The sequence below is a fragment of the Desulfitobacterium sp. LBE genome, from assembly GCF_007830365.1.
Classification (GTDB): Bacteria; Bacillota; Desulfitobacteriia; order Desulfitobacteriales; family Desulfitobacteriaceae; genus Desulfitobacterium; species Desulfitobacterium hafniense.
This window is the reverse complement of sequence record NZ_VLKD01000001.1, coordinates 4,018,279-4,034,743: the sequence shown is the minus strand read 5'-3', so window position 1 is coordinate 4,034,743 and position 16,465 is coordinate 4,018,279. Positions and strand designations below refer to the sequence as shown.

Annotated in this window: 12 protein-coding genes; 6 read left to right on the top strand and 6 right to left on the bottom strand. The window is 50.9% G+C overall.

The annotated features are described in order from the left end of the window. Positions 1-152: 152 nt before the first annotated feature. From gatB to gatC, 3 genes are read right to left on the bottom strand one after another with little or no spacing between them, the layout of a single operon-like run. A complete protein-coding gene (gene gatB / locus DESLBE_RS19060; protein ID WP_144677915.1) occupies positions 153-1,598 on the bottom strand; it encodes an Asp-tRNA(Asn)/Glu-tRNA(Gln) amidotransferase subunit GatB in 1,446 nt (481 codons plus the stop codon). Positions 1,599-1,614: 16 nt separating this feature from the next. Continuing rightward, complete coding sequence (gene gatA, locus DESLBE_RS19055) at positions 1,615-3,090, bottom strand: Asp-tRNA(Asn)/Glu-tRNA(Gln) amidotransferase subunit GatA (protein ID WP_144677914.1); 1,476 nt, start codon at positions 3,088-3,090, stop codon at positions 1,615-1,617. Positions 3,091-3,104: 14 nt separating this feature from the next. Next, positions 3,105-3,389, bottom strand: coding sequence for an Asp-tRNA(Asn)/Glu-tRNA(Gln) amidotransferase subunit GatC (gatC, locus tag DESLBE_RS19050; protein WP_005815936.1), 285 nt, complete (start codon positions 3,387-3,389; stop codon positions 3,105-3,107). Positions 3,390-3,660: 271 nt separating this feature from the next. Here gatC and DESLBE_RS19045 point away from each other — a divergent pair, with 271 nt between their 5' ends. From DESLBE_RS19045 to DESLBE_RS19020, 6 genes are all read left to right on the top strand, one after another. After that, entirely contained in the window at positions 3,661-5,178 is a 1,518-nt protein-coding gene (locus DESLBE_RS19045; protein ID WP_144677913.1) for a DUF4118 domain-containing protein, read from the top strand. Beyond that, positions 5,168-5,866 carry a response regulator transcription factor gene (locus tag DESLBE_RS19040; RefSeq protein ID WP_005815941.1) on the top strand — a complete coding sequence of 233 codons (699 nt, stop codon included), beginning with the start codon at positions 5,168-5,170 and terminating at the stop codon, positions 5,864-5,866. The genes DESLBE_RS19045 and DESLBE_RS19040 overlap by 11 nt, the downstream gene beginning before the upstream one ends. Positions 5,867-6,100: 234 nt before the next feature. After that, a complete protein-coding gene (locus tag DESLBE_RS19035; RefSeq protein WP_144677912.1) occupies positions 6,101-7,927 on the top strand; it encodes an APC family permease in 1,827 nt (608 codons plus the stop codon). A 117-nt stretch (positions 7,928-8,044) separates the two neighbouring features. After that, on the top strand, positions 8,045-8,665 hold the full coding sequence (locus DESLBE_RS19030) for a TetR/AcrR family transcriptional regulator (RefSeq protein WP_018212193.1): 621 nt from the start codon (positions 8,045-8,047) through the stop codon (positions 8,663-8,665). An 84-nt stretch (positions 8,666-8,749) separates the two neighbouring features. Next, the gene (locus DESLBE_RS19025) at positions 8,750-10,492 is read left to right on the top strand and encodes an ABC transporter ATP-binding protein (RefSeq protein WP_144677911.1); all 1,743 of its coding nucleotides are present in this window, start codon (positions 8,750-8,752) and stop codon (positions 10,490-10,492) included. Between the two features lie 12 nt (positions 10,493-10,504). After that, positions 10,505-12,268 (top strand): ABC transporter ATP-binding protein, encoded by a 1,764-nt coding sequence (locus DESLBE_RS19020; protein ID WP_144677910.1) that lies wholly within the window; start codon positions 10,505-10,507, stop codon positions 12,266-12,268. Here the strand turns inward: DESLBE_RS19020 and DESLBE_RS19015 are convergent. The 3 genes from DESLBE_RS19015 to DESLBE_RS19005 form a co-directional block, all read right to left on the bottom strand. Further along, entirely contained in the window at positions 12,252-13,322 is a 1,071-nt protein-coding gene (locus DESLBE_RS19015) for a PrpR N-terminal domain-containing protein (RefSeq protein WP_026198734.1), read from the bottom strand. The two genes, DESLBE_RS19020 and DESLBE_RS19015, sit on opposite strands and share 17 nt — an antisense overlap. 164 nt (positions 13,323-13,486) lie before the next feature. Beyond that, positions 13,487-14,683 (bottom strand): MFS transporter, encoded by a 1,197-nt coding sequence (locus tag DESLBE_RS19010; protein WP_011462091.1) that lies wholly within the window; start codon positions 14,681-14,683, stop codon positions 13,487-13,489. A gap of 210 nt (positions 14,684-14,893) precedes the next feature. Continuing rightward, positions 14,894-16,249, bottom strand: a complete 1,356-nt coding sequence (locus DESLBE_RS19005) for an MFS transporter (RefSeq protein WP_144677909.1) — start codon at positions 16,247-16,249, stop codon at positions 14,894-14,896. Positions 16,250-16,465: the final 216 nt, after the last annotated feature.

Below are 16,465 nucleotides of genomic sequence, written 5' to 3'. Positions count from 1 at the left end.
GGTCTGATTATAAAAAATCCACCGTAAAAACGGCAGAAGAAAACTGCTTTTTACCAGAGTTTTGCTCCTGACGCTTATAACGGTGGAAATAACGTCTACAAAGTGGAAATTGCTTTTTCAATTGACCTGCAATGATACGAAAGAAGTCTCGTTCAACCCTTCGTGAGAATTTCCCTGAGCATGGTATTGACCACACCTGGATTAGCCTGCCCTTTGGTGGCTTTCATGACCTGGCCGACTAAAAAGCCGATGGCCTGTTCCTTGCCGGCCTGGAAATCCTCCACCGATTTGGGATTCCTGGCGATGACTTCCGTAAGGATCTGGGTTAACTGTCCGGCGTCGGAAATCTGAACCAAACCCTTCTCTTTGACGATTTCCTCTGGTTCTTTACCCTCGTTAAACATCAGCTCGAAAACCTCTTTGCCGATTTTATTGCTGATGGTCCCCTTCTTGATCAGCTCAAGCAGCTTGGCCAACCCGTCAGGAGTAACCTTAGCCTCACTCAGTTCCATAGCCTGAGCATTCAAGAGCCGCAGGAGCTCCCCCATCATCCAGTTGCTGATTAATTTAGCGTCGGGAAATTTCTCCAGGGTCGCAGCAAAGAACTCGGCCAATGCCAGGGAACTGGTGATGATTCCCGCGTCATAGGCCGGCAGCCCATACTCTTCCATAAGCCGCTTCCGGCGGGCATCGGGCAATTCGGGAAGGGTGGCTCTGACCTCCTCGATCCACTCCGGGGTCAGCCCGATATGGGGGAGTTCAGGATCGATGAAACATCTGTAGTCCGGGTTCTCCTTATTGCGCATGGCTAAGGTGATTCCCTTGTTCTCATCCCATCCCCGTGTTTCCTGAATCACGGCATCCCCGTCTTCCAGAACAGCCATCTGCCTTGCCACTTCATACTCGATAGCCCGCTGCACAGCCCGGAAGGAATTCATATTTTTAATCTCTGTTTTGGTGCCCAGGGCGGTGGTCCCGGCCGGACGTATGGATACATTGGCATCACAGCGCAGAGAACCCTGCTCCATCTTCACATCGGAAACACCGGTGTATTCCAGGATGGCCTTAAGCTTCTCAAGATAGGCTTTAGCCTCTGCCCCGGAACGAATTTCCGGTTCGGATACGATCTCAATAAGGGGGATGCCGGAGCGGTTATAGTCCACACAGGAGGAATGAGAGGTGGTTATGGAGCCGCCTGAGTGCACCAGCTTGCCCGGATCTTCTTCCAGATGAGCCCTGGTAATGTGAATGCGTTTAGGCCGGCCATCCACTTCGATATCCAGATACCCCTCAGCGGCGATGGGCCGGAATACCTGGGAAATCTGATAGCCTTTAGGCAGGTCGGGATAATAGTAGTTTTTCCTGTCAAACCAGGTCGTGAGGCCGATTTGGCAATTTAAAGCGAGTCCGGCCTTCACAGCCAGCTCAACGACTTTCTTATTTAAAACCCCTGTGCTGCCGGGCAGTCCCAGGCAAACCGTACACACTTGGGTATTGGGCTCCTGCCCGAATTCAGTAGCACAACCGCAAAACAATTTGGACTGGGTTTTTAACTCGACATGAACCTCTAACCCAATCACTGCTTCATATGTACTCATTTTGACCCCCTATTAATCATTTTCGATCGGCTGGATTAGGTTGCGGACGGGTTTGATCCCTATTCTGCTCCAAGGTATAGGCAACCCTCAGCAATGTTTGCTCATCAAAATGGCGGCCTATCAGCTGCAGGCCTACGGGCATCCCCTCGCTTAGTCCATAGGGCAGGGACAGGGCCGGCAGACCGGCCAGATTCGCCGGCAGGGTGCAACGATGGGAATGGACCAGGGTCAAGGGCTCCCCTGCCAGGTCGCTCTTTTGTGGAGCCGTGGTCAGGGTGGCCGGAGTCAAGAGGCAATCCACTTGTTCAAAGGCCTGAGCAAAGTCCTGGCTGTTGAGGGTCCGGACCTTAAGGGCCTGGGTATAATAGTCATCATAGTGAGCCGAACTGAGCACATGGGTACCCAGCATGATGCTTCGTTTCACTGCGGAGCCAAACCCCTGGCCGCGGGTCTTCATAAACATGTTCTGCACATCTTCCCCTTCCACCCGCAAACCATAGCGCACTCCATCATAACGGGCTAAGTTGGAGCTGGCTTCGGCGCAGGCAAGGGCATAATGGGCTGCGGCGGCGACTTCCGTATGGGGTAGCGTTACCTCAACACAGCGGGCACCCAATTCCTCCAGTTTCGTGATCGCTTCCTGGAGCCTGGCGGCCACTCCGGGGGATACTCCTGCTGCAAAATATTCTTTCGGCAACCCTATTTTCAGGCCCTTAATATCGTTGCTATCGTTGCTGAGGCTCTCTCTGAAATCGGGCACCTCCAGCAAAGCCGATGTGGAATCCCCGGCATCATGACCGCAAATCGTCTTTAAGATCAGGGCCAAATCCTTAAGATCCCGGGCAAAGGGTCCGATCTGGTCTAAAGAAGAGGCGTAGGAGATCAGACCGGTTCTCGGAACATAGCCGTAAGTAGGCTTAAGCCCTATAACTCCGCAAAAAGCCGCCGGCTGGCGGATATCCCCTCCGGTGTCCGAACCCAGGGCAAAAGCCGCTTCCCCCGCAGCCACGGCGGCAGCCGCTCCCCCGCCGGAACCTCCGGGTACTGCCCTGAGATCAAAGGGATTCCTGGTGTCATGACATGCGGAATGCCCGGTGGAAGAGCCCATGCCAAACTCATCCAGATTGGCTTTTCCGATCAATACAGAGCCTGCTTTTTTTAATCTGCCCATGACAGTGGCATCGGCAGGAGGGATATAATGGCTAAGCATCCGGGATGCGCAGGTTGTCTTCACCCCCGCCGTACAAATATTGTCTTGAACGGCCATGGGAATACCGGCCAGAGCAGAGAGCTCTTCTCCCCCCAGCCGCTGCTCATCAACAAGCCTGGCCTGGGCTAAAGCTTCCTCCCCGGTAACCGTCACAAAGGCTTGAAGCTCATGGTCTTTTTGCCGGATCCGTTCCAAATAAGCCTGAGTCAATTCAAGGCTGCTGACCTCCTTGTCCGCCAGGAGTTGGCTGAGCTGATGAACGGTTAATGTATGAAGTTGCATGAAAAACCTCCTGTCTATAGTATACGGGGTACTTTAAAAGCCCCATCCTCTTCCTCAGGTGCATTGGCGAAAACCAGTTCCCTAGCCAGACCGGGCTGGGCTTTGTCTTCCCGAAACAGGTTGATCATGGGCAGCACCCGCTCCGCCGCTTCTACGGCAGTTGTGTCAGCTTGTTTTAACAGGTCCAGATAGCTTAAGCTTTCCTGAAGGGACCTGGTATAGGCGGTCTTTTCCTCGTCGGTCAGTTCCAGGCGGCTCACGAAGGCCAACCTTTCCACATCTTTTGGGGTTATTTTCATCGGTTCACATCCTTTTCCATGGGGTTCATGCCTGAATCAGCATTTTATAGGCCGATTTACAGCGCAATTCACCTTCATCTTACCTTTTTAGCTATAATTTACCTTTCAACTCAACAATTCAACAAATGACTTATAACTCCTTCTCTTGGGCAAAATTCGTTGCAGAGCCCAGAAAAAGCCGGCTGAGCTCCTGCCGCTTCACCCATATTGCGTCACCTTGCTTAGATGGGAAAATAAGAGTATAGTATAGTCAATTTAAGGTGGTGAATTTATGAAAAGCAGCTGGACGGATACGTTTAAAACCATAGGCTTGCTCACCGCGGCAACCTTGTTTTCCATGGGGCTGCGCGCTTTGGCCATCGGTGAGCAGAATGTCATTATGGTCTATATCTTGTCTGTCTTCATTATTTCAAGAACAACCAATGGCTATATTTACGGCAGTGTGGGGTCTGCTTTAAGCGTTCTTCTATTCAATTTCTTTTTCACCACTCCTTACTATACTTTTCATGTTATACAGGCCGATTATCCGGTTACCCTGCTGATTATGCTGCTTGTGGCATCCCTCACCAGCGCCTTGACCATCCGCGCCGGGTCTCAGGCCCAGCTTGCCCTGGAAAGAGAGCACCGCACAGAGCTTTTATATGAAATAAGCAAGCAGCTTCTTGTCACCAGGGGACTGGATAAGATCATCCATTTAATCAATCACTATATGATCAAGCTTTTTGAGCGATCCGCAATTTTTTACGCCCAGGATCCGGGAACTTCCCAAGGTGTTCTGAGACAATCCCCGGCTGAAGCCGATGCTTCCTTTATGCTGGCCGAGGATGAGCGGGCCGTGGCCCAATGGGCCTTCTTACATAAGGCCCAGGCAGGATTAGGCTCAGACACCCCCATGGATTCCCAGGGGTTTTATGTACCGGTTATTGCCCAGGGTAAGGTGCTTGGGGTAATCGGCTTATCCTGCGCTCAAGGGGAGCTTAATACAGCCGGCCGTTCCCTGCTCCAGGTGATCACCTCCCAGGTAGCGCTGGCTCTGGAAAGGCAGCATTTATCGGATGAACAAAGAAGGCTGTTTGTGGAATCGGAAAAAGAAAAAATGAGAAGCAACCTGCTGCGGGCTATTTCTCACGACCTCCGCACCCCTCTGACCGCTATTCTGGGAGCAAGCTCCGCCCTTCTGGAAAATCGTCAAACTCTGGATGAACCAACTCAGCAGCAATTGCTGGCCAATATTAAAGAGGATTCACAGTGGCTGATCAGAATGGTGGAGAACCTGCTGTCCGTGACGCGCATCAGAGAGGGAACGATGAATGTGGCCAAGACAGCCGAGGCTGCTGAGGAGATTGTCGCGGCAGCTGTCAGCCGCATCAGAAAGCGGTTTCCTCAGCAAAGGATCAAGGTTGACGTACCGGCGGAGCTGCTGCTGGTCCCCATGGATGGCACCTTAATTGAGCAGGTTCTGATCAATCTGATCGAAAACGCCATTAAGCATTCCCCGGAAAACGCCGCCATTGAGGTCAATGTAAAAAAGCTCGGGGAAGAGGCCCTGTTTGAAGTTATCGACTATGGAACCGGCATCCCGGAGCAGAGTTTCCCTTATCTTTTTGAGAGCTATGTTCCCAACGGTAAGCGCAGCGCCGACTCAGCAAGAGGAATGGGCATCGGCTTATCCATCTGCATGTCCATAGTCAAAGCCCATCATGGTAAAATGGAAGCTGCCAATAAAAAAGCGGGCGGCGCTACATTCCAGTTTACACTGCCTTTGGAGGGGACTGACCTTGAACAATAAACCTTTACTATTAATTGTTGAGGATGATGAGAAAATCAGCAACTTTATTGCGGCCACCTTAACCGCCAATGATTATAAGGTCATCAGGGCGGCGAAAGGCAAGGATGCCCTTTCCCTGACTTCCTCCTATGGTCCGGATTTGATTTTGCTCGATCTGGGTTTGCCTGATCTGGATGGCACCGAGGTTTTGAAATCACTGCGGCAATGGACGGGGATACCCATTGTGGTGGTCTCAGCACGGGGCAATGAACAGGAAAAGGTGGAAGCTCTTGATCTGGGGGCGGACGACTATATCACCAAACCTTTTGGAACTTTGGAGCTGCTGGCCAGAATCAGAACTGCCATCCGGCATAGTCAGAAGAATTTAATGATGAACCCCGGGGAGCAGGAAAAAGTAACAGTGGGACATCTTGAGATCGATTATCAGAAAAGGCGTATTCTACTTGATGGCCAGGAGATCCATTTTACCCCCATTGAATATAAGATCATGGTTCTGCTGGCCAGAAATATGGGCAAGGTCCTCACCCATGATTTTATCATGAAAGAAGTATGGGGCCCTTATACCAATGAAATCCAGGCACTGCGGGTCAATATGGCCAATATCCGCAGAAAGATCGAGCAGAACCCGGGAGAGCCCCGCTATATTGTCACCGAAGTCGGCGTCGGCTATCGCATGATGGAAGACTAGTGCTCTGCAACATTTATAACCCGCCTTGAACGGCTGAAATCTATAATTATTCTTTAGTTAAAGGAATAATTGGGATTTCAGCCGTTTTCTTATAAGATCTTCCGCAAAATCTTTCTGAAATCTTTATGGAATCTTTATGGGCCGGCTAAAAACCTTAATCCTCTCTTTATCTGATCGGTGCTATAAATAGAGGCGAAGTTGTTGCTTTAACTATAAAAGGAGCTGGCATAAACAATGATCTCTTCCCTCAAGCGTTTCTTAATCGGACGTCCTTTAAAATCAACAGAGCTGGGAGAGCAAAAGCTTAACAAAAAGAAAGCTTTGGCCATTCTGTCCTCAGATGCTTTATCTTCAGTGGCTTATGGTCCGGAGCAAATCCTGATTGTTCTGGCTGCAGTGGGCGCAGCTGCCTTTTGGTATTCTCTTCCTCTTGCCGTGGGGGTTTTAATCCTTTTAGTGGCTTTGATCCTATCTTACCGGCAAATTATTTTCGCCTATCCTCACGGCGGCGGAGCTTATATGGTTTCTAAAAATAATTTGGGGGTCACTCCGGGATTAATAGCCGGCGGCTCTTTATTGGTCGACTATATTTTAACAGTGGCTGTCAGTGTCTCCGCAGGCACGGACGCCCTGACTTCCGCCTTTCCTGCCCTGCACGCCCATCATGTGACTATCGCCATTCTCTTTGTTGTTCTCCTTACCATTCTTAATTTAAGAGGGGTAACAGAATCTGCTTCTCTATTGGCTTATCCGGTCTATTTATTTGTCGTGGCCTTATTGATCTTGATCGGAGCAGGGGGATACAAGATTTTGACGGGCCAGGTCTCACCTGAATTATCTGCACCTATCGGTACACCTGTCGCAGGATTAAGCCTTTTTTTGTTGATGAAAGCCTTCGCCTCAGGAAGTTCGGCCTTAACCGGAGTGGAGGCCATCTCCAATGCCATACCGAATTTTAAGGAACCCGCCCCGAGCAATGCCGCCAAAACCCTGATGGCCATGGGGGGGTTGCTGGGAATCCTCTTTTCCGGCATTGTGCTCTTAGGGTATTTCTATGGAATTGCTCCCAGTGAAGAGGTCACTGTGGTCTCTCAGATCGCTGAAGATGTCTTCGGGCGCAATTACCTCTATTATTTTATTCAAGGAACAACCGCTCTCATCCTGATTCTGGCCGCCAACACCGGTTACTCGGCCTTTCCTCTTTTGGCGGTTAATCTTGCCAAAGATAAGTTTATCCCCAGAATATTCACCATGCGCGGCGACCGCCTGGGTTATTCCAACGGCATCATAAGCCTCGGTTTCTTATCCATTCTTCTGATCATTGCCTTTAAAGGACGCACCGAGCAGCTCATCCCGCTTTACGCAGTCGGTGTCTTCATTCCCTTTACTTTGTCCCAGACCGGCATGATCGTGAAATGGTTTAGAGAAAGGCCGAAAGGTTGGCTGCCCAAGCTGCTGATTAATGCCACAGGCGCTCTCATCTGTTTCAGTGTGACTTTGATTTTCTTTTTAACAAAATTTTCGCAGATTTGGCCCATTATCATCTTCATTCCCCTGATGATTTCTATGTTCAGAAAAATCCGCAGGCATTATGATGCAATAGCGGAAGAGCTGCGCGTTTCGGCCTGGGAAAAGGCGCTGCCGGTTCAGGGAAATATTATCATCATCCCCATTGCCGGGATCACCCGGGTTGTGGAGAACTCCCTCAACTATGCTCAATCTTTATCCCCACAGCAGATTATCGCCGTCCATGTCTCGTTTAATAAAGAGGACCAAACCAAACTGGAAGAGAAATGGGAAAACTGGCAGACCGGCGTTCGCCTGGTCACTCTCTATTCCCTGCGCAGGAGCATTATTCAGCCACTGACCAAGTTTATCGATTCCGTTGAACAGCGGACGGCGGAAGCCAATTATCAGATTACTGTTCTCATCCCGGAATTCATCCCTAAAAAGGGCTGGCATCATATTCTTCACAATCAATCCAGCTTATTGATCCGCACGGCTTTGCTCCATAGAAGAAATGTGGTTGTGACAACGGTGCCCTATCATCTTAAAAAGTAAGCACACATTTTAAAAAGCAAGCGCAAAACTTGTCAGCGAAATCCGTTGACTTCCTGGAGCGGAAATGTTAATATAACATCGTTATATAACGATGTTATATTAATTGGGAGGTTAGGCATGGTTGACATGGAACAGACCACACAACAGCGGATTCTGCAGGCTGCCCAAGAGGAATTTCTGCGCCTGGGCTTTCAGAACTCTTCCCTGCGCTCCATCGCCAAAGCCTGCGGCGTAACCACCGGTGCTTTATATGGATATTACGCCGATAAAGAGGCTTTGTTTGACGCGCTGGTTCGGGAAGCGGCGGAAACCCTTTATGAGATCTACCGGCGTGGTCATGAAGAGTTCGAGGCGCTGCCTCTGGAGCGGCAGCTTACGGAGATGACGGAGGAGATTGAACCGAGGATATGGAAGTGCTTTGATTATGTTTATGAGCATTATGATGCTTTTAAACTGCTTATTTGCCATGCGGAAGGGACATCTTATGAAAATTATGTCCATCGTATGGCTGAAGTGGAGGTGCAGAGCTCCGCTATCTTCCTTTCCCGTATGGCGAGCATAGGGCGAACCGTTTCCCCTATTCCGGATGACCTCAATCATATGCTGGCCAGCGCTTATCTGACCGGTTTCTTTGAAGTTGTCGCCCACGATATGCCTAAGGAAGAGGCCCGGGAATATATCGGAAGGCTTACTGATTTTTTCAGCGCCGGCTGGAAAAACCTTTTGGGGCTTGTCTAGCCCCAAAAAATTTTCCCTATAAGTTAGCGCAAGCTAACTATAATTTAAACAAGCTAACTGTAATTTAAAGAGGAGGAGATTACCATGGATCAAACCAACACACCGGGAGCAGTGGCCCGCCTCAAGGAGTACGCGGGTCCCCACAGGAAAGAGTACGTCCTGTCGGTGCTGCTGGCCATACTGGGGGTCGCTTGCAGCATGATCCCCTATTTTGCGGTATCCCAAATGATTTGGGGGCTGATTGAGGGAGGGAGTGATTTTAATTGGTATTTAGGCTGGTGCGCCGGGGCGGCCGTAGGTTTTCTGGGCAAGGCTGTGTTTCATAACCTCTCCACGAGCTTATCCCACAAGGCTACTTTTGCGGTGATTTCTGAAGTGCGGCGGCGGATCGCTCAAAAGCTGACCCGGGTTCCCATGGGCTATGTCCTGGATACTCCCTCAGGAAAGTTCAAAAACAGTATGGTGGAAAAAGTGGACAGTATTGAACCGACTCTGGCCCATGTGCTGCCGGAAATGACCTCCAATCTGCTGGTCCCCCTGGCTATTGTGGGTTACCTGTTCGTCCTGGACTGGCGCATGGCCCTGATCTCTCTGATCACTCTGCCCATTGGCGCAGTCTGCTATATGGGCATGATGAAAGACTATGAAAAGCGCTTTGGGGAGTATGTTGGTGTGGGCCGGCATATGAACGCCACGGCTGTGGAGTATATCAACGGCATTGAAGTGATCAAAGCTTTCGGGCAATCGGCCACTTCCTATAAGAAATTCGCCGATGCGGTCCATAAGAATGCTACCTATGGGCTGGATTGGATGCGGGATGTGCAGCTGTACTTTTCCATGGGCATTGGCATTTGGCCCGCCGTGCTCATCGGGGTCCTGCCTTTGGGCTGTGTTTTTTACATGAACGGCTCTCTGTCCGGGGCCGATTTCATCACGATCATGATTCTGGCCCTGGGCATCATGGCACCGCTGCTTTCCGCGATGTATTACACCGACGATCTTGCCAAAATCAAGGTTATTATCGGCGAAATCGGCGAAATCCTCGATGAAGGGGAGCAAGTGCGGCCAACGGTTCTTGCCCGGCTGGACGGTACGGACATCGCACTCAGGGGCGTTACTTTCGGTTATGGGGAAACGGAGATCCTGCATGGAGTTGATCTGGCCATTCCCGCCGGGTCCGTAACCGCTCTGGTGGGACCTTCCGGCAGCGGCAAATCCACCATCGCCAAGCTCATCGCCTCTTTCTGGGATGTCAAGGACGGAACCCTCTCTATCGGCGGCGTGGATGTCAGGAACATTCCCGCCCCTCAGCTTATGGATAAGATCGCTTATGTAGCCCAGGATAATTTCCTCTTTGATCAGAGCATCCTGGAAAACATCCGCCTTGGCCGCCCAGCCGCCAGTGATGAGGAGGTGCGGGAGGCGGCTAAGGCTGCCGGCTGTCATGACTTTATTATGGGTTTGGCCGACGGATACGACACTGTGGCCGGAGGGGCCGGCGGACATCTCTCCGGGGGTGAACGCCAGCGGATCACCATCGCCCGGGCCATGCTCAAAAATGCCCCCATCGTTATTCTGGATGAGGCCACAGCCTATACCGACCCGGAAAACGAATCTGTCATCCAGGAGGCCGTGGCCAAGCTGGTGGCGGGCAAAACCCTCATCGTCATCGCTCACCGGCTCTCCACCATCACGGATTCCGATCAGATTGCCCTGATTGAGAAGGGCCGGGTAGCTGCCCTGGGCACCCATGAGCAACTGCTGGAAAGCAGCCCATTATATCAGGATCTCTGGCAGGCCCACATCAGTGCCAAAGACGTTGCGTAAGGAGGAAATAAGATGATTGGTACCATCCGTAAATTTTTTGCCTTTGCCGGCCAGCGCGGGAAACTGATGCAAAAAGGCATTGCCCTGGCCCTGATCAATTCCATCTTCCAGGCCCTGCAGATTCTGGCCCTGGCGGTGGTCTTGCAAGGGATCGTGGAGGGAACGATGACCGCCGGAACAGCCTGGACCTCCTTCGCGATCATGTTCCTCAGTATGCTGGGGGCTATTCTTACCCGGCAGCGGGCCACCATGGCCCAAGCCGAGGGCAGCTTCATGATGTGCGCCGACAAACGGACGGAAATCGGCGATCGCCTGAAATACATGCCTATGGGCTATTTTAATGACCATAGTCTGGGAGCCATTACCGCCGCCGTTACCAACACCATGGAGGACGTACAGGATATCGCCCCCCGGGTCATGGATAAGATCATTCACGGCTATGTCCATGCCGCCATCATCACTCTGATGCTGCTCTTTTTCGATTGGCGCATCGGTCTGATCATCCTGGCCGGCATCCTGGTGTTCATGGGGGCCAATGGACTGATGCAGAAAAAATCCCGGGCCATTTCCCCGGCCCGGGTAGCGGCCCAGTCTGCCCTGGTGGGTGCCGTGCTGGAATATGTGCAGGGTATCAGTGTGGTGCGGGCTTTCAATCTGGCCCAGGCAGCCGGCCATACCCTTGATCAGGCCATCGACGAATGCGAAAAAAATAATGTGGGCTTGGAGATCGCTTTCATTCCTTATATGTTCCTGCAGAGCCTGATCCTTAAATTATTCAGTATTCTGGTGGTGATCGCGGCCATCGCTTTTTACCTGACCGGCAGCATGAACCTCACCACCTGCCTGCTGATGCTGATCTCCGCCTTTATTATCTACAGTCAGCTGGAAACAGCCGGCAGCATGTCCGCTTTGCTGCGCGCTATCGACATATCCATCGACCGGGTGGAGGAAATTCATCATACTCCGGTGATGGATGAGCTGGGCAAGGCTATCCGCCCTCAGAGTTATGCTATTGAGGGCCGCAATGTCAGCTTCTCCTATGACAAGAAAAAAATCCTGGATGATGTTTCTTTCCGCATTCCTGCCGGAACCACCACGGCGATCATCGGTCCTTCAGGAGGAGGAAAAACCACCTTATGCCATCTGATCACCCGCTTCTGGGATGTGAACAGCGGTTCCATCACTTTGGGGGGCAGGGATGTGCGGGATTATAGCCTGGATAGTCTGCTGGCCAATTTCAGCATGGTCTTTCAAAAGGTCTACTTGTTCAACGACACCATTCTTAACAATATCCGTTTCGGAAAGCCTGACGCGACTCTGGAGGAGGTGCGGGAAGCGGCCAAAAGAGCCCGCTGCGACGACTTTATTATGATACTGCCGGAGGGATACGACACGATGGTCGGTGAAGGGGGCGCCACGCTTTCGGGAGGGGAGCGTCAACGGATTTCCATCGCCCGGGCCATTTTAAAGGATGCCCCCATCGTCATTCTCGATGAAGCCACCGCCAATGTGGATCCTGAAAATGAAAGCCGGTTGCAGGAGGCTATCGCCGAAATGACCAAAAACAAGACCATCATTATGATCGCTCACCGGCTGAAAACCGTGCGCAATGCTCAGCAGATTCTGGTGCTGGATCAGGGCAGGATCGTCCAGCGGGGCGGCCATGAACAGCTTATGGCCGAGGGCGGGCTCTATGCCGACTTTATCGGCATGCGGTCAGCGGCCGTGGGTTGGAAGCTGGGCCGGATAACTGAAGTTTTCAGGCCATCACTCTGAGTTTATCTCCTATGCCTCTGAGCGTTTCTAAATTCTGAGATAAGACTTGGGTCGCCCTGGCTTGTTCCTGGGTAATCTCACTGCTGGCTTCCACATTATTCTGGACCTGAACCACCGACTCATGGAATCTGGTCAGCATCTGTTCAATATTCTTTGCCGAACGGTTGCTTTCATCAGCCAGCTTGCGCACTTCTTCGGCAACCACTGAGAATCCCCGGCCGTGTTCACCGGCACGGGCGGCTTCAATGGCGGCATTCAGCCCCAATAGGTTGGTCTGCTGGGCAACCCTGCGCAGGACATCCAATATTCCTGTAATGCCCTCCATCTCCTGGGTGGTTGTTTGGGCAATGGCGGATGATTCCTGACTTGAGGCGGCAAGTTCCTCTGAAGATGCGGCCAGCTCCTCAACGAAGGAGGCGGACTGTTCTAAACCGGAATAGAGCTCGGATAACACCTGCTCAAAACGGCGGGCTTTTTCCTGTTCCTTCTCCCGCTCCCGTTCCTGAGCCCTCGCTATTTTTAAAGCCTCGTCTATAGCTCTTCTCACCGCAAGGGGCCCCGACTCCAACAACCCCCCTGCAAACCCCCGCTCCTCGGCGGCGGTGTATCCTCCTTTGTCTCCGGCTATGGCTTGAACACCGGTTTGCTGCAGCTTCTCCAGGATCATCGGTATATCCCCCAGAGTGTTCCATGGTCTGATATGAATCGTTAAATCACCCAACATGAAGTCTGAACTTCCCATAGCCAAAAATCCCCTGTGGGCGACTACACCCACTTTCGTCGCTCCTGCGGCGATAAGCCGCTGAACCGCTTCCAGCATCTCGTCGATGGTCATGGTCAGCCCAACGATTGGTTTGTCGGTATTTTCGCGCAGCAAATCAACCATCAGCCCCCGGCTGATCATCACATCAATCTGAGGGTTGGCTTTGATAACCTCTTTGCCCTGATCAAAGCTGACGACTTCTATGGGAAAGGATAAATTTAATGCTTGCCTTGCTTCCTCAGCAATCTGGGCCATGCCGGGGGTTAGAGCTACGAAAAAAATGGATTCCATGAAGTGAATACCTCCCAATAATCTTTCTTCAATGTTTTAAGATCACACCCCGTAAACTGATAGATGACCGGACAAAGAATCTGACTATTTAGTATTCTCTTTTATCATGGAAAATCCTTCGAATTTCTACGTTTTTCTGCGCTCCTAACTGATTCTAATGGATGCTAGCTTTCGCTTTGCAAGTTTCCGGATTTTAATCCCAGGGAAAAAGCGATAATTACGATAGACACCGCAGCCAAAACCAGCAAGGAAACAGTGAAATTGCCGCCTGTCCGATCGAGGATTGAGCCCAGGGCGGAGGGTCCCATGGTGGTGCCTAAGTTGGAAGCAATGGTCAGCATCCCCATCCCCATGCCTACTTCATGGGGTTTAACGGTCTCCGGGAGATGAGCAAATACGAAAACAGGGATGGGGGCAAAGCCTATGCCCAAAGCAACTGCCCATAAGGGCAGACCAGGGAAATGAAGGGCCAGTAAAACAAAAGCAAGGAGGATCACGACGCTTCCGGTGAGCAAATAAGGCTTTTTCCGGCCGGTTTTATCGAAAGCCACTCCGATAACCGGGGCCAGAAAAATGGAGGCCAGCATGATCAAGCTTGTCAAAAATCCGGCCTTTTGGTTCGCTAAACCGAAGGATTGGTAGAATTGGGGGCCAAAGGTAACATAAGCCAAAAGCTGAAAATTAGCTAAAACCCAAATCCCGGCAAGCAGCCAAAGGCTCCGGCTGCCTCTGAATTTGGGCGCCGGTTCTTTGCTTAAGCCCCTGGCATCTGCACCGCCGTCTTTTTGGGGTAAGGAGAGGGCAAAGATCACCAAAAGGAGAATGGCTCCCAAAAAGGCGGCAACACCAAACAAGACCATTCTCCAGCTAAGGAGCTGCCCCAAAGAACCAAAAAGATTGGCCGCTATGACCGTGCCTAAGGGAACAGCGATATTAAAAATACCCATGGCAATACCAATATTCTTTTGGTCAAAAAACATGGTGATTAGGAGAGGAGCCAGTACGACCAGCACCGTCGCCCCTATTCCCGCCACCAATCTATACACGACCAAGAGGGAAAAGGAGCCTGCTGTAGAAAAGGCTATTAATCCTGCCATCATAATCCCTAAAGCGGCTATGATCAACTTTTTCATGTCAAAACGGCTGGCTAAATAAGCCACGACAAAAGGAAGAAAAATTCCGGGAATGGCATAAGCGCCCATTAAAATCCCCGCCTGGGAGTTAGAGAAGGATACCTCTTGCATGATTTGCTCAAAAAGGGGCGGCAGGGCCTGTAAAGACAAGGCGAACCCGATCATCATAAAAAAAGAAAGTGCCAATACCACCCATCGCGATGAGGCCTGAACCTGACGATTAGCCAATTTTTATCTCCTCCCTTAATCACTGCTCTACATACCTGGAATTTTACCATATAAAGACAAGGAAACCAATCCCAACAACGTCAATACCCGTTTTTAGGAGGCCATCCGCCTTTTTCCCTTCTCCAGTCCTATCTCTTTTCTTGCCGGATAAATAATAAACCCACCGGCAAAACCGGAGGGTCTATTATGCAAATAAAGTTTACTGCAATTTCAGGCCGAAATTTCTTCAAGCACTCTGCCCTTTGTTTCTTCACCAAGTATAGCTACCGACAGCGCGGCGGCAATAAAGCATGCCGCTCCAAGGGCGAAGACCCCGGAATTACCTAAGGTCGGCAAGACAACTGCTACGATGTAGGGTCCCAGCAAGGAACCGAAGCGCCCCACGGAGGAAGCAAAGCCGGTACCGGTCGCTCTGGCCCGGGTAGGATAGAGCTCAGGGGTATAGGCATAGAGGGAGGACCACATGGCGAAGAGGAAAAACTGCATACCGAGTCCGAAGCCAATCAAAGTCTGCAGACTTGAGGCGGTACCATAGAGATAGGCAAAGACGGCGCAGCCGATGAGTACGACAATTAAAGTGGGCTTACGGCCGTTTTTCTCAATGAAGTAAGCCGCACTGAAGAACCCGGGTATACCGGCGAGGGAGATCATAATCGTGTAGTACACGGATTTGGTCACTGAATAGCCTGCTTCCTGTAAAAATGCGCTCAGCCAGGTTGTCAGGCCATAGTAGCCGAGGAGGGCAAAGAACCACAAGAGCCAGACCATGATGGTTCTTTTTTTATACCCGGGAGCCCAGAGTTGGAGAAAGGAGAATTTCTTTTCATGCTTGCCGATAACCAGATTATCATCTTTAATAGGCGGCGGCAGCTCTTTACCATAAGCTTTCTCCACATTTTTCTCAAATGCCGTCATTACCATGTCCGCTTTCTCATCCTGATTGGTATCGGCCAGCCAGCGGGGGGATTCCGGGACCATTCTGCGGATGATCAAAACAAAGATTGCGGGGATACCTTCACAGAGGAACACCAGGCGCCAGCCTCCTATGGGGAGAAGGAAATAGGATAAGATGCCGGCAGCAATGAAACCTATGGGCCAGAAGCCTTCCAAAAGTGCAATATAGCGTCCGCGGTTTTTGGCGGGAATAAATTCCGATATCAGAGACTGACCGATGGGGAATTCCATTCCCATACCCAAACCGAGGAAGAAGCGGGCAAGGGCCAGCTGTTCGACATTTTGGGTAAAAGCACAGGCGATACTTGCTGCACCCCAAAGAATCATACTGGTCTGAAAAACAATCTTTCTGCCAAACTTGTCAGCAGCCATCCCGGCACTGGCTGCTCCGAAGAACATACCGAGGAAGCTGAAACTGGAAAGGAGTCCGGCTTGAACCGTTGTCAGACCTAAGTCGGTCTTAATGGATCCCAGAACAAAGGTCAGCATGCCAAGATCCATAGAGTCAAAAAACCAAGCGGTTGCAATAATGTAAAATATTTTCTTCTGATATGACGTCAGCGGTAACCTTTCCATCCTTTGCGGGACGCTGAATTGGGTTGATATGGACATATATTGCCGCTCCCTTCTACTCCTATGAAAATCTGATGTTTTTCGAGTCTGAGATTATGGTTTACCATGGCTTAAGTTTAATTTATGAGTGCCGATTACCTTTCAACCCCACCTTTCTCTAAATTTTCCAGACGGCCCGGGGCCTATTATCCAGTCGAAAAACAGTACGATGATAAGCTGTAGCAATTTTCATGCCAATTATGAAATATCTGAATA

What these genes read in the sequence shown, in the direction of transcription:
- gatB (WP_144677915.1), bottom strand. Translation starts at nt 1,598, where the DNA reads ATGAGTACATATGAAGCAGTGATTGGGTTAGAGGTTCATGTCGAGTTA.
- gatA (WP_144677914.1), bottom strand. Translation starts at nt 3,090, where the DNA reads ATGCAACTTCATACATTAACCGTTCATCAGCTCAGCCAACTCCTGGCG.
- gatC (WP_005815936.1), bottom strand. Translation starts at nt 3,389, where the DNA reads ATGAAAATAACCCCAAAAGATGTGGAAAGGTTGGCCTTCGTGAGCCGC.
- DESLBE_RS19045 (WP_144677913.1), top strand. Translation starts at nt 3,661, where the DNA reads ATGAAAAGCAGCTGGACGGATACGTTTAAAACCATAGGCTTGCTCACC.
- DESLBE_RS19035 (WP_144677912.1), top strand. Translation starts at nt 6,101, where the DNA reads ATGATCTCTTCCCTCAAGCGTTTCTTAATCGGACGTCCTTTAAAATCA.
- DESLBE_RS19030 (WP_018212193.1), top strand. Translation starts at nt 8,045, where the DNA reads ATGGTTGACATGGAACAGACCACACAACAGCGGATTCTGCAGGCTGCC.
- DESLBE_RS19025 (WP_144677911.1), top strand. Translation starts at nt 8,750, where the DNA reads ATGGATCAAACCAACACACCGGGAGCAGTGGCCCGCCTCAAGGAGTAC.
- DESLBE_RS19020 (WP_144677910.1), top strand. Translation starts at nt 10,505, where the DNA reads ATGATTGGTACCATCCGTAAATTTTTTGCCTTTGCCGGCCAGCGCGGG.
- DESLBE_RS19015 (WP_026198734.1), bottom strand. Translation starts at nt 13,322, where the DNA reads ATGGAATCCATTTTTTTCGTAGCTCTAACCCCCGGCATGGCCCAGATT.
- DESLBE_RS19005 (WP_144677909.1), bottom strand. Translation starts at nt 16,249, where the DNA reads ATGTCCATATCAACCCAATTCAGCGTCCCGCAAAGGATGGAAAGGTTA.